The organism is Mycobacterium timonense (assembly GCF_025821985.1).
Taxonomy (GTDB): Bacteria; Actinomycetota; Actinomycetes; order Mycobacteriales; family Mycobacteriaceae; genus Mycobacterium; species Mycobacterium avium.
The window spans coordinates 81,278-94,304 of sequence record NZ_JACKSY010000046.1 but is presented as its reverse complement, the minus strand read 5'-3'; the positions used below and the strand labels follow the sequence as shown (position 1 = coordinate 94,304).

Below are 13,027 nucleotides of genomic sequence, written 5' to 3'. Positions count from 1 at the left end.
GACATACCATGCTGCGCATGCAGCGGCTGAGTGGACTCGACGCCAGCTTCCTGTACCTGGAGACCTCGTCGCAGCCCATGCATGTGTGTTCGATCATCGAGCTGGACACCTCGACGGTGCCGGGCGGCTACACCTTCGAGCGGCTGCGTGACGCCCTGGTGCGCCGCATCCGGGCGGTTCCGCCGTTTCGGGAAAAGCTCGCCGACAGCCCGCTGAATCTGGACCATCCCGTCTGGGTGGACGACGAGGACTTCGACGTCGACCGTCATCTGCACCGCATCGCCGTGCCGGCGCCGGGCGGGCGTGCCGAGCTGTCGCAGATCTGCGGCCACATCGCCCAGACGCCGCTGGACCGCCGCCGGCCGCTGTGGGAGATGTGGGTGATCGAGGGCGTGGCCGGCACCGACTGTCACCGGGACGGGCGGCTGGCGGTGATGACCAAGGTGCACCACGCCGGCGTCGACGGGGTGACCGGCGCCAACCTGATGTCGCAGCTGTGCGCGACCGAGCCCGACGCCGCGCCGCCGGAACCGGCCGCGGGCGTCGGCGGCGGCGCCGGGTGGCGGATCGCCGCCGGCGGCCTGGTCAGGTTCGCGGCCCGGCCGCTGCGGCTGGCCAGCGTGGTGCCCGACACCGCGGCGTCGGTGCTGGCCACGGTGCGACGGGCGCTCGACGGCGCGGCCATGGCCCGCCCGTTCGCGGCGCCGACGACGGTGTTCAACGCCCGGATCAGCAACCGGCGCTGCATCGCGTATGCCGAATTGAATCTCGACGACGTCAAAGCGGTGAAGAACCATTTCGGCGTCAAAGTCAACGACGTGGTGATGGCCCTGGTTTCCGGCGTGCTGCGCCAATATCTGGCGGAGCGAAACGCATTGCCGGATTCGTCGCTGGTGGCGTCGGTCCCGATTTCCGTGCACGGCAAATCCGACCGGCCCGGCCGAAATCAGGTGTCGGCCATGTTCGCGTCCCTGCACACCGAAATCGCCGACCCAGTGCAGCGGCTGAAAGCGATCGCCCACGCGAATTCGGTTGCCAAAGAACACAGTTCGGCCATCGGGGCGTCATTGCTGCAGGATTGGACGCAATTCGCGGCGCCGGCGGTGTTCGGCATCGCGATGCGGCTTTACGCGCGGACCCGGTTCACCGACAGCATGCCGGTGCACAACTTGGTGGTCTCCAACGTGCCCGGGCCGCAGGTTCCGCTGTACCTGCTGGGCTGCGAGGTCAAGGCGATGTATCCGCTGGGGCCGATCTTTCACGGCTCGGGGCTCAACATCACCGCCATGTCGTTGCGGGGCAAGCTGGACGTCGGGCTGATCGGCTGCCCGGACCTGGTGCCCGACCTGTGGGAGCTGGCCGACGAGTTCGCGGTGGCGATGGAGGAGCTGCGGGCGGCGGCGCGGTAGCCGGGCCGCGGTGCCGCTGATCAGGATCCCAAGTTTCCTCTGGCAGCATATGTGGGCATGGGCCTGTCTCGTCGCGGTAAGAGCGCGCGCACGCTGCTGATCTGGATGTCGATCGCCGCGGTCGCGTTGCTGTTGGCGGGCTGCGTCCGGGTGGTGGTGGGACGCGCCGTCATGTCCGGGCCCAAGCTGGGCCAGGCCGTGGAGTGGACGCCGTGCCGGGCCGCCAACCCGAAGGTCAAACTGCCCGCCGGCGCGCTGTGCGGCAAGCTGGCCGTCCCGGTCGACTACGACCACCTCGACGGCGACGTCGCGACGCTGGCGATGATCCGTTTCCCCGCCACCGGGGACAAGATCGGTTCGCTGGTGATCAACCCCGGCGGGCCGGGGGAGTCGGGCATCGAGGCGGCGCTGGGCGTCGTGCAGTCGTTGCCCAAGCGGGTCCGCGAACGCTTCGACCTGGTCGGTTTCGACCCGCGCGGGGTGGGTGCGTCGCGCCCGGCGGTCTGGTGCAACTCCGACGCCGACAACGACCGGCTGCGCACCGAGCCCAACGTCGACTACAGCCCGGCCGGGGTGGCCCACATCGAGGACGAAACCAAACAGTTCGTCGGCCGCTGCGTCGACAAGATGGGCAAGAAGTTTCTGGCCAACGTCGGGACCGTCAACGTCGCCCGCGACCTCGACGCGATCCGCGCGGCGCTGGGCGACGACAAGCTGACCTACCTCGGCTACTCCTACGGCACCCGGATCGGCTCGGCCTACGCCGAGGCCTACCCGCACAACGTGCGGGCGATGATCCTCGACGGCGCCGTCGACCCCAACGCCGACCAGATCGAAGCCGATCTGCGGCAGGCCAAGGGATTCCAGGACGCGTTCAACAACTTCGCCGCCGAATGCGCCAAGCAACCGAACTGCCCGCTGGGCACCGACCCGGCCAAAGCCGTCGACGTCTACCACAGCCTGGTGGACCCGATGGTCGATCCCGACAACCCGATGATCGGCCGGCCCATCCCGACGAATGACCCACGCGGACTGAGCTATAGCGACGCCATCGTCGGCACCATCATGGCGTTGTACTCACCCAACCTGTGGCACCACCTGACCGACGGGCTGTCCGAACTCGTCGACCACCACGGCGACACCCTGCTCGCCCTGGCCGACATGTACATGCGCCGCGACGCGCACGGCCACTACACCAACGCCACCGACGCCCGGGTGGCGATCAACTGCGTGGACCAGCCGCCGATCACCGACCGCGCCAAGGTGATCGACGAAGACCGCCGCTCCCGGGAGATCGCGCCGTTCATGAGCTACGGGCAGTTCACCGGCAACGCGCCGCTGGGTACCTGCGCGTTCTGGCCGGTGCCGCCGACCAGCAAGCCGCACACCATCTCCGCGCCCGGGCTGGCGCCCACGGTGGTGGTGTCGACGACGCACGATCCGGCGACGCCGTACAAGGCCGGGGTGGATCTGGCCAACGAGTTGCGCAGCTCGCTGCTGACCTACGACGGAACGCAGCACACCGTGGTGTTCCAGGGTGACGGCTGCATCGACAACTACGTGACGGCCTATCTGGTCGGCGGCACCATCCCGCCCAGCGGCGCCAAGTGCTGACGCCCCAGGTTTCGCCGAACGTGCACTGGCGGCGAGCTTCTCGCGGATTTTTCGTGCTGAGTGCACGTTCGGCGGCGGCCGGCTCGGCGGTCCGGCCCGAGACCAAGGCGTAACCGTTTCGCGCTGCCACGGGTATCCGGGGCTGCAACGATGACAGCCATGTCGCGCCTGAGATCGTTGAGCTCGGCGCTGCTCTCATTCGGCCTCGTCCTCGGTGGAACGTCGGGCGCCGGGTTGCCGGCGGCCGGCGCCACCCCGGAGCCCGGCGCCGGCCAGACCCCGGCGCCGAATCCGCCGGCGGCCGCGGCGCCGCAGGGCTGGGGGAGCTGCAGCCAATTCGTCACGGACACAAGCGATATCCCGACCGCGCAGTGCACCACGGTGTCGGTCCCGATCGACTACAACAACCCCGGCGCCGGGCAGGCCAAGCTCGCCGTGATCCGGGTACCGGCGACCGGGCAGCGGCTGGGCTCGCTGCTGGTCAACCCCGGCGGCCCGGGCGGCTCGGCCGTCGACATGGTGGCCGCCATGGCCTCCGACATGGACAACTCGGCCATCCGGCGCAGCTTCGACCTGGTCGGCTTCGACCCGCGCGGGGTGGGCCACTCGACACCGCCGCTGCGGTGTCGCACCGACGCCGAGTTCGACGCCTACCGGCGCGAACCCATGGTCGACTACAGCCCGGCCGGGGTGGCCCACATCGAGCAGCTCTACCGGCAGCTTGCCCAGCAGTGCGTCAACCGGATGGGCACCGTGTTCCTGGCCAACGCCGGCACCGCCTCGGTCGCCCGCGACATGGACGCGGTGCGCCAGGCGCTCGGCGACGAGCAGATCAACTACCTGGGCTACAGCTACGGCACCGAGTTGGGCACCGCGTACCTGGAGAAGTTCAGCAACCACGTGCGGGCGATGGTGCTCGACGGCGCCATCGACCCGACCGTCGGGCCGGTCGACGAGAACATCAACCAAATGGCCGGATTCCAAACGGCTTTCAACGACTACGCCACCGACTGCGCCCGCTCGCCGGGCTGCCCGCTGGGCACCGACCCGGCGCAGTTCGTCAACCGCTACCACGCCCTGGTCGACCCGCTGGTCACCCGGCCGGGCCGCACCGCCGACCCGCGCGGGCTGAGCTACGCCGACGCCACCACCGGCACCATCAACGCCCTCTACACGCCGGCGCACTGGAAGTACCTGACCAGCGGTCTGCTCGGGCTGGCGCGCGGCACCGACGCCGGCGATCTGCTGGCGCTCGCCGACGACTATCAGGGTCGCGACCGCAACGGCCACTACTCCAACGACCAGGACGCGTTCAACGCGGTCCGGTGCGTCGACGCCCCGAATCCGACCGACCAGGCCAGCTGGGTGAGCGCCGACCAGAAGATCCGCCAGGCCGCGCCGTTTTTGAGCTACGGGCCGTTCACCGGCAACGCGCCCCGCGACCTGTGCGCGCTGTGGCCGGTGCCGGCGACGTCGGCGCCGCACGCCGCCCCGCCGATGCCCGCGGGCAAGGTCGTCGTCGTCTCCACCACGCACGACCCGGCCACGCCGTATCAGGCCGGGGTGAATCTGGCCCGCCAGCTCGGCGGCCCGCTGATCACCTACGACGGGACGCAGCACACCGCGGTGTTCAACGGCGACCAGTGCGTGGACAACGCCGTGGTGCGCTATTTCGTCGCCGGCACGCCGCCGCCGGCGTCGTATCGCTGCCAGTCCTGACCAGCGCCGCACGCCCCACCGCAACGGTTCTGAGCGGGCATCGGTAACACAGAATTAACAGCGGTTGCCTACTGTTCGAGATATGGATCGACAGAAGGAATTCGTCCTGCGCACCCTCGAGGAACGGGACATCCGCTTCGTTCGGCTGTGGTTCACCGATGTGCTCGGGTTCCTCAAGTCGGTCGCCATCGCCCCCGCCGAACTCGAAGGCGCCTTCGAGGAGGGCATCGGCTTCGACGGCTCCTCGATCGAGGGCTTCTCCCGGGTGTCGGAATCCGACACCGTCGCCAACCCCGACCCGTCCACCTTCCAGGTGCTGCCATGGGCCTCGCCCAACGGCCACCACCACTCGGCGCGAATGTTCTGCGACATCACCATGCCGGACGGGTCGCCGTCCTGGGCCGACCCACGGCACGTGCTGCGCCGCCAGCTGCAGAAGGCCAACGACCTGGGCTTCTCCTGCTACGTGCACCCCGAGATCGAGTTCTTCCTGCTCAAGCCCGGGCCCGACGACGGCACGCCGCCCGTCCCCGTCGACACCGCCGGCTACTTCGACCAGGCCATCCACGACTCCGCCTCCAACTTCCGCAGGCACGCCATCGAAGCGCTGGAGTTCATGGGCATCTCGGTGGAGTTCAGCCACCACGAGGGCGCGCCCGGCCAGCAGGAGATCGACCTGCGCTTCGCCGACGCCCTGTCGATGGCCGACAACGTGATGACGTTCCGCTACGTCATCAAGGAGGTCGCGATCGAGAACGGCGCCCGCGCCTCGTTCATGCCCAAGCCGTTCGGGCAGCACCCCGGCTCGGCGATGCACACCCACATGAGCCTGTTCGAGGGCGACGTCAACGCCTTCCACAGCCCCGACGACCCGCTGCAGCTCTCGGACGTGGGCAAGTCGTTCATCGCCGGCATCCTCGAGCACGCCTCCGAGATCAGCGCCGTCACCAACCAATGGGTGAACTCCTACAAGCGGCTGGTGGGCGGCGGCGAGGCCCCCACCGCCGCGTCCTGGGGGGCGGCCAACCGCTCGGCGCTGGTGCGGGTGCCGATGTACACGCCGCACAAGACGTCGTCGCGGCGCGTCGAGGTGCGCAGCCCCGACTCGGCGTGCAACCCCTACCTGACCTTCGCCGTGCTGCTGGCCGCCGGCCTGCGCGGGGTGGAGAAGGGCTACGTGCTGGGGCCGCAGGCCGAGGACAACGTGTGGGACCTGACTCCCGAGGAGCGGATCGCGATGGGCTATCGCGAACTGCCCACCAGCCTGGACAGCGCGCTGCGCGCCATGGAGTCCTCGGAGCTGGTCGCGGAGACGTTGGGGGAGCACGTCTTTGACTTCTTCCTGCGCAACAAGCGCACCGAGTGGGCGACCTACCGCAGCCACGTCACCCCGTACGAACTGCGCACCTACCTGTCGCTGTAGCCCCGGCGCCGTAGCGCATTTCCCGTCCCGGGTGCGCCGGCGCGGCGTAGGGTTGCGCTACCGTCGTGGTCGTGACCAAACCCGCGACGCAGCGCCCCCGGCTGCCCAGCGTCGGCCGGCTCGGGTTGGTCGATCCCCAAGCGGCCGAACGGATGGCGCAGCTGGGTTGGTACGACCATGACGACCAGGCCCACGTCGATCTGCTGTGGGCGCTGTCCCGGGCGCCGGACCCCGACGCCGCGCTGCTCGCCCTGGTCCGGCTGGCCGAGACCCCCGACGCCGGGTGGGACGAACTGGGCGCCGCCCTGCTCACCGAACGCCCGCTGCGGGGACGGCTGTTCGCGGTGCTCGGCTCCTCGCTGGCCCTGGGCGACCACCTGGTCGCCCAGCCGCGATCCTGGAAACTGTTGCGCGGCAACGTCTCTCTGCCCACCCACGACGAGCTGTGCGCGATGTTCACCGGCTGCGTCGACGAGGCGCTGGCCGACCCCGGCTCGGCGATGGTGCGGCTGCGCACCCTGTACCGGGACCGGCTGCTGGTGCTGGCCGCGCTCGACCTGGCCGCCACCGTCGAGGACGAACCGGTGCTGCCGTTCACCGTGGTGGCCGCCCACCTGTCGGACCTGGCCGACGCGGCACTGGCCGCCGCGCTGCGGGTGGCCGAGCACAACGTGTGCGGCGACCGGACACCGCCGCGGCTGGCGGTCATCGCGATGGGCAAATGCGGTGCCCGCGAACTGAACTACGTCAGCGACGTCGACGTCATCTTCGTCGGCGAGCGCGCCGACACCGTCACCACCCGGGTGGCCAGCGAGATGATGCGGCTGGCGTCCGAGGCGTTCTTCCAGGTCGACGCCGGGCTGCGACCGGAAGGCCGCAGCGGCGAGCTGGTCCGCACCGTGGAGTCGCACATCGCCTACTACCAGCGCTGGGCCAAGACGTGGGAGTTCCAGGCGCTGCTGAAAGCCCGTGCGGCGGTGGGCGACGCGGAGCTCGGCCGACGCTACCTGGACGCGCTGATGCCGATGGTGTGGGTGGCCTGCGAACGCGAGGACTTCGTGGTCGAGGTGCAGGCGATGCGCCGGCGCGTCGAGCAGCTGGTGCCCGCCGACGTCCGCGGCCGCGAGATCAAGCTGGGCAGCGGCGGGTTGCGCGACGTCGAATTCGCCGTGCAGCTCTTGCAGTTGGTGCACGGCCGCAGCGACGAGTCGCTGCACGTGGCCTCGACGGTCGACGCGCTGGCCGCGCTGGGGCAGGGCGGCTACATCGGGCGCGAGGACGCGGCCAACCTCACCGCCTCCTACGAATTCCTGCGGCTGCTCGAGCACCGGCTGCAGCTGCAGCGGCTCAAGCGCACCCACCTGCTGCCCGAGGCCGACGACGAGGAGGCGGTGCGCTGGCTGGCCCGGGCCGCCCACATCCGGCCGGACGGCCGCCACGACGCGGCCGGGGTGCTGCGCGAGGAGCTGCGGCACCAGAACCTGCGGGTCTCGCAGCTGCACGCCAAGCTCTTCTACCAGCCGCTGCTGGAATCGATCGGCCCGGCCGGGCTGGAGATCCGGCACGGCATGACCTCCGAGGCCGCCGAGCGGCAGCTGGCGGCCCTGGGCTACGAGGGCCCGCAGAGCGCGTTGAAGCATATGTCGGCGCTGGTCAACCAGAGCGGCCGGCGCGGCCGGGTGCAGTCGGTGCTGCTGCCGCGGCTGCTGAACTGGATGTCGTATGCGCCCGACCCGGACGGCGGCTTGCTGGCCTACCGCCGGCTGTCGGAGGCGCTGGCCGGGGAGAGCTGGTATCTGTCCACGCTGCGCGACAAGCCCGCGGTGGCGCGGCGGCTCATGCATGTGCTCGGGACCTCGGCGTACGTGCCCGACCTGCTGATGCGCGCGCCGCGGGTCATCCAGGACTACGGCGACGGGCCGTCCGGGCCCCGGCTGCTCGAGACCGACCCGGCCGCGGTGGCCCGCGCGCTGGTCGCCTCGGCCAGCCGGTACTCCGACCCGGTGCGGGCGATCGCCGGGGCGCGCACCCTGCGCCGCCGGGAGCTGGCCCGGGTGGCGTCGGCGGACCTGCTCGGCATGCTCGAGGTCACCGACGTGTGCAAGGCGCTGACCTCGGTGTGGGTGGCCGTGCTGCAGGCCGCGCTGGACGCGATGATCCGGGCCAACCTGCCCGACGACGGCCCGCAGCGGGGCAAGGCGCCGGCCGCCATCGCGGTGATCGGCATGGGCCGGCTGGGCGGCGCGGAGCTGGGCTACGGGTCCGACGCCGACGTGATGTTCGTCTGCGAGCCGGCACCCGGCGTCGACGATTCGGCGGCGGTGCGCTGGGCGGCCTCGGTCGCCGAGCAGGTTCGCACCCTGCTGGGCACCCCCAGCGTGGACCCGCCGCTGGACGTGGACGCCAACCTGCGGCCCGAGGGCCGCAACGGCCCGCTGGTGCGGACTCTGGCGTCCTATGCCGCCTACTACGAGCAGTGGGCGCAGCCGTGGGAGATCCAGGCGTTGCTGCGCGCGCACGCGGTCGCCGGGGACGCGGAGCTGGGGCAGCGGTTCCTGCTGATGGCCGACAAGACGCGCTACCCCGCCGACGGGGTGTCGCCGGAGGCGGTGCGCGAGATCCGGCGCATCAAGGCCCGGGTGGACGCCGAGCGGCTGCCGCGCGGCGCCGACCCCAACACGCACACCAAGCTGGGCCGCGGCGGGCTGGCCGACATCGAATGGACGGTGCAGCTGCTGCAGCTGCTGCACGCCCACGAGGTGCCGGCGCTGCACAACACGTCGACGCTGGAGTGCCTGGACGCGATCGCCGAGGCCGGCCTGGTTCCCGCCGACGAGGTGGACCTGCTGCGGCAGGCCTGGCTGACCGCCACCCGGGCCCGCAACGCGCTGGTGCTGGTCCGCGGCAAGCCCACCGACCAGCTGCCCGGGCCCGGGCGTCAGCTGAACGCGGTCGCCGTCGCCGCGGGCTGGCCCACCGACGAGGGCGGGGAGTTCTTGGACAACTATCTACGGGTGACGCGACGCGCAAAAGCGGTCGTGCGCAAGGTGTTCGGAAGTTGAGTCAGGAGGCCGGCGCGTTGGACGCCATATTCGAGGTGCTCGACGCGGCGGAGGCCGAACGGGTGACCGCACTGTATGCCCCGTTGGCCGATGCGGTCCGCGAGCTCGTCGACGCCACCATCCGGACCGAGGTTGACGACGCCGTCGTCGCCGAAGCCCGCTCGGCGATCGAGGCGGTCACCGCGTCGCTGCGGCGACGGACCCGGCCGGTGGGGGTGAGCTACCGGGTCGACGGCCGGCCGCTGCCGCTGGGCAACGCCGCGATCGGCGTGTGCAATCCGATCGCCCCGCCGATCGTCGTGCACCACGAGGGCGACGGGCGCTGCTGGAGCGAGTTCGTCCTCGGCTCGGCCTACGAGGGGCCGCCGCGGCTGGTGCACGGCGGCGTCAGCGCCCTGGTGCTCGACCACATGCTCGGTGAGGCGGCCAGCGAAGGGCTGTCCAAGGCGCGGTTCACCGGCACCATCACCGTGAAATACCTGCGCGGCACGCCGCTGGGCCCGCTGCGCTGCGACGCCTGGATCGACCGCCGCGAGGGTGTCAAAGTCTTTGCCCGAGGCACCATTTCGGATGCCGCGGGAGTCACCGTCGAAGCCGACGGCGTGTTCATCGAGCCGGCCTGGGCGCGGGAGACGCAGTGAGGTTCTACGTCAGCAGCGCCTTCTTGAACACCCGGGAGATCGTCGAGATCGCTAGGGCCGCAGATGAACTCGGCTACGACGGGATCGGCATCCCCGACCATGTCGTCAACCTGGAGACGCTGGACACCCCCTACCCGTACACCAGGGACGGGCAGCGGCGCTGGCAACCGTTCACCGACTGGCCCGACCCGTGGGTGCTCATCGGGGCGCTCGCCCAGGTCACCACCCGGCTGCGGTTCGTCAACACCGTTTATATCCCGGCGATGCGCAACCCGTACTCGGCGGCCAAAGCCATTGGCACCGCGGCGGTTCTGGCGTCGGGCCGGGTGGAGCTGGGCGTCGGCGTCGGCTGGTGCCGCGAGGAATTCGCGTTGATGGGGGAGCGGTTCGAGGCGCGCGGCAAACGCACCGACGAGATCATCGAGCTGATGCGGGCGCTGTGGGCGCCGGGCTGGACGGAGTTCGACGGCGAGTTCTACTCCGCGCCGCGGCTGGAGATGCAGCCCACCCCGCCGCCGATCCCGGTGTATGTGGGCGGGCTGTCGGACATCGCGCTGCGCCGCGCCGCCCGCAACGACGGCTGGATCGGCGACCTGATCAAGACCGAGCGGGCCATCGAGGCGGTCGGCCGGCTGCGCGAGCTGCGCGCCGAAAACGGTTTGACGATGGACGATTTCACCATCCTGACGCCGCTGACCGACGCGTTCACCACCGCCGATTACCGGCGCGCCGAGGATGCCGGCATCACCGGGATCATCACCATGCCGTGGATGTTCTACGCCGGGCCGCAGGCGTCGCTGGACGACAAGATCGACGGCATGCAGCGGTTCCGCAAGGACCTCGCGCTGGACGGGTAGGGCTGGACACCTGCGCCGGCTTCGGCTGAGCCCCACGACACTTACCCGGTGGCGACGACACGCCGGCGCGGGCCGCCATCGCTTAAGTCTCGCGGAACCCAGCAGGGCGGCGGGGACGAGACCGCCCGCCCGATCGGATCGGGCGGGCGGCATCGACTTCGACGTCTCTAAACGTCGTAGTACAGCGCGAATTCGTAGGGGTGCGGCCGGACCTGGACCGGCAGGATCTCGGTCTCGCGCTTGAAGCTGATCCACGTCTCGATCAGGTCGGGCGTGAAAACGCCTCCCTCGGTGAGGTATTCGTGGTCCTCTTCCAGCCGGTCGATGACCGCGGACAGCTGGGTCGGCGCCTGCGGGATGTTGGCGGCCTCCTCGGGCGGCAGCTCGTAGAGGTCCTTGTCGACCGGCGCCTGCGGCTCGATCTTGTTCTTGATGCCGTCCAGGCCGGCCATCAGCATGGCCGAGAACGCCAGGTAGGGGTTGCCCGAGGAGTCGGGGCAACGGAACTCGAGCCGCTTGGCCTTCGGGTTGGTGCCGGTGATCGGGATGCGCACACACGCCGAGCGGTTGCGCTGGCTGTAGACCAGGTTGATCGGCGCCTCGAAGCCCGGCACCAGGCGCTTGTAGGAGTTCGTCGTCGGGTTGGTGAACGCCAGCAGCGACGGCGCGTGGTGCAGCAGGCCGCCGATGTAGTGCCGCGCGGTGTCCGACAGACCGGCGTAGCCCGTCTCGTCGTACATCAGCGGGCTGCCGTCCTTCCACAGCGACTGATGGGTGTGCATGCCGGAGCCGTTGTCCCCAAACAGCGGCTTGGGCATGAACGTAACGGTCTTGCCGTTCTGCCACGCGGTGTTCTTGACGATGTACTTGTAGAGCATCATGTCGTCGGCCGCGTGCAGCAGCGTGTTGAACTTGTAGTTGATCTCGGCCTGGCCGCCGGTGCCCACCTCGTGGTGGCCCTTCTCCAGGCTGAAGCCGGCCTTGATCAGGTTGGACAGCATCTGGTCGCGCAGGTCGACGTAGTGGTCGACGGGGGCGACGGGGAAGTAGCCCCCCTTGGGGCGGACCTTGTAGCCGCGGTTGGGGCTGCCGTCGAGCTCGTTGGGCGAGCCGGTGTTCCACCAGCCCGAGATGGCGTCGATCTCGTAGAACGAGCCGTTGGTGCGCGAGTCGAAGCTCACCGAGTCGAAGATGTAGAACTCGGCCTCGGCGCCGAAGTACGCGGTGTCGGCCACACCGGTGGAGATCAGGTAGTTCTCCGCCTTGCGGGCGATGTTGCGCGGGTCGCGCGAGTACGGCTCGAGGGTGAACGGGTCGTGCACGAAGAAGTTCAGGTTCAGCGTCTTGGCCTCGCGGAACAGGTCGATCTGGGCCGTGGCCGGGTCCGGCAGGAGCAACATGTCGGATTCGTGAATGGACTGGAATCCGCGAATGGACGAGCCGTCGAAGGCCAGGCCGTCCTCGAAGACGCTCTCGTCGAAAAACGAAACCGGGATTGTGAAGTGCTGCATGATGCCGGGTAGGTCACAGAACCGGACGTCGACAAATTCGACTTTCTCGTCCTTGGCGAGTTTGAAGACGTCGTCGGGCGTCGTTTCCGTCACAGAATGCTCCTTTACTTGGTGAGATCCGCGGCCTGACGCTATGGAGCAGATGTTGCCCGTCAGTCAACCCGATGTTGCGCGCACGTTACGTGACCATGCCACACGCAAAAAGTGGCCGCGTCGGCGGCGGGTTCTATTGTGGGGCCATGGATCGCAAGATCGTATCTTTTCTGTTCGCGCGGCGCACCGTCTGCCCGTCCCGCCGGTGCCGGACCGCCGGGCGCCGCGACGCCGGTCCGGGGCGATGACGCCGGAATCGCGATCCGCATATCCGGGCGAAAAGCTCGGCCTGCCGCAGCGCGGGCCCGGCTCGTTGGCGCCGATGGGGCCCCGGCTGGGTGCGTTGATGATCGACTGGCTGATCTCCTACGGGCTGGCGGCGCTGGCCATGCGGTTGGGCTGGTTCTCGGCATCGGCCCTGGCCACCAGCGTGCTGGTGATCTGGTTTCTGCTGGGGGTGGTCTCGGTGCGGCTGTTCGGCTTCACGCCCGGCCAGCTGGTGTTGCGGCTGCAGGTGGTGACGGTGGACGGGCGGGGGCTGGTCGGCACCGGCCGCGCGGTGGTGCGCGGTGTGCTGGTCGGGACGGTGGTGCCGGCGTTGTTCACCGACTGGGACGGCCGCGGCCTGCAGGACCGGCTGACCGCGACGGCCGTGGTGCGGCGCTGAGCTCTGCCGATGGCGGCGACCCGCCGCGCCC

The 13,027-nt window shown here is 70.0% G+C and carries 9 protein-coding genes; 8 read left to right on the top strand and 1 reads right to left on the bottom strand.

Going from position 1 to position 13,027, the window contains the following annotated elements:
- Window positions 1-17: 17 nt before the first annotated feature.
- The 7 genes from H7I87_RS13070 to H7I87_RS13040 all read left to right on the top strand — a co-directional run bounded on the left by H7I87_RS13070 (window position 18) and on the right by H7I87_RS13040 (window position 10,725).
- Entirely contained in the window at window positions 18-1,409 is a 1,392-nt protein-coding gene (locus tag H7I87_RS13070; RefSeq protein WP_033725902.1) for a WS/DGAT/MGAT family O-acyltransferase, read from the top strand.
- 51 nt (window positions 1,410-1,460) lie between these two features.
- Window positions 1,461-3,023, top strand: a complete 1,563-nt coding sequence (locus H7I87_RS13065; RefSeq protein WP_019734527.1) for an alpha/beta hydrolase — start codon at window positions 1,461-1,463, stop codon at window positions 3,021-3,023.
- A gap of 150 nt (window positions 3,024-3,173) precedes the next feature.
- Window positions 3,174-4,742, top strand: coding sequence for an alpha/beta hydrolase (locus H7I87_RS13060; RefSeq protein ID WP_033725164.1), 1,569 nt, complete (start codon window positions 3,174-3,176; stop codon window positions 4,740-4,742).
- Between the two features lie 82 nt (window positions 4,743-4,824).
- Window positions 4,825-6,165 (top strand): type I glutamate--ammonia ligase, encoded by a 1,341-nt coding sequence (gene glnA, locus H7I87_RS13055; RefSeq protein WP_003872336.1) that lies wholly within the window; start codon window positions 4,825-4,827, stop codon window positions 6,163-6,165.
- 65 nt (window positions 6,166-6,230) lie between these two features.
- Window positions 6,231-9,227 carry a bifunctional [glutamine synthetase] adenylyltransferase/[glutamine synthetase]-adenylyl-L-tyrosine phosphorylase gene (locus H7I87_RS13050; RefSeq protein WP_009976481.1) on the top strand — a complete coding sequence of 999 codons (2,997 nt, stop codon included), beginning with the start codon at window positions 6,231-6,233 and terminating at the stop codon, window positions 9,225-9,227.
- Window positions 9,224-9,868, top strand: a complete 645-nt coding sequence (locus H7I87_RS13045) for a PaaI family thioesterase (RefSeq protein ID WP_023861489.1) — start codon at window positions 9,224-9,226, stop codon at window positions 9,866-9,868. Before H7I87_RS13050 ends, H7I87_RS13045 begins: the two co-directional genes overlap by 4 nt.
- Entirely contained in the window at window positions 9,865-10,725 is an 861-nt protein-coding gene (locus H7I87_RS13040) for a TIGR03619 family F420-dependent LLM class oxidoreductase (protein WP_019733333.1), read from the top strand. The genes H7I87_RS13045 and H7I87_RS13040 overlap by 4 nt, the downstream gene beginning before the upstream one ends.
- A gap of 167 nt (window positions 10,726-10,892) precedes the next feature.
- Here H7I87_RS13040 and glnA (H7I87_RS13035) read toward each other — a convergent pair whose 3' ends face one another.
- Window positions 10,893-12,329, bottom strand: a complete 1,437-nt coding sequence (gene glnA, locus H7I87_RS13035; RefSeq protein ID WP_003872332.1) for a type I glutamate--ammonia ligase — start codon at window positions 12,327-12,329, stop codon at window positions 10,893-10,895.
- Between the two features lie 244 nt (window positions 12,330-12,573).
- On the opposite strand from glnA (H7I87_RS13035), the gene H7I87_RS13030 reads away from it, so the two are divergent.
- On the top strand, window positions 12,574-12,996 hold the full coding sequence (locus H7I87_RS13030) for an RDD family protein (RefSeq protein WP_009976485.1): 423 nt from the start codon (window positions 12,574-12,576) through the stop codon (window positions 12,994-12,996).
- The last annotated feature ends 31 nt before the right edge of the window (window positions 12,997-13,027 follow it).

Coding starts and splice junctions, on each gene's coding strand:
- H7I87_RS13060 (WP_033725164.1), top strand. CDS start 3,174: ATGACAGCCATGTCGCGCCTGAGATCGTTGAGCTCGGCGCTGCTCTCA.
- H7I87_RS13030 (WP_009976485.1), top strand. CDS start 12,574: ATGACGCCGGAATCGCGATCCGCATATCCGGGCGAAAAGCTCGGCCTG.
- H7I87_RS13070 (WP_033725902.1), top strand. CDS start 18: ATGCAGCGGCTGAGTGGACTCGACGCCAGCTTCCTGTACCTGGAGACC.
- glnA (WP_003872336.1), top strand. CDS start 4,825: ATGGATCGACAGAAGGAATTCGTCCTGCGCACCCTCGAGGAACGGGAC.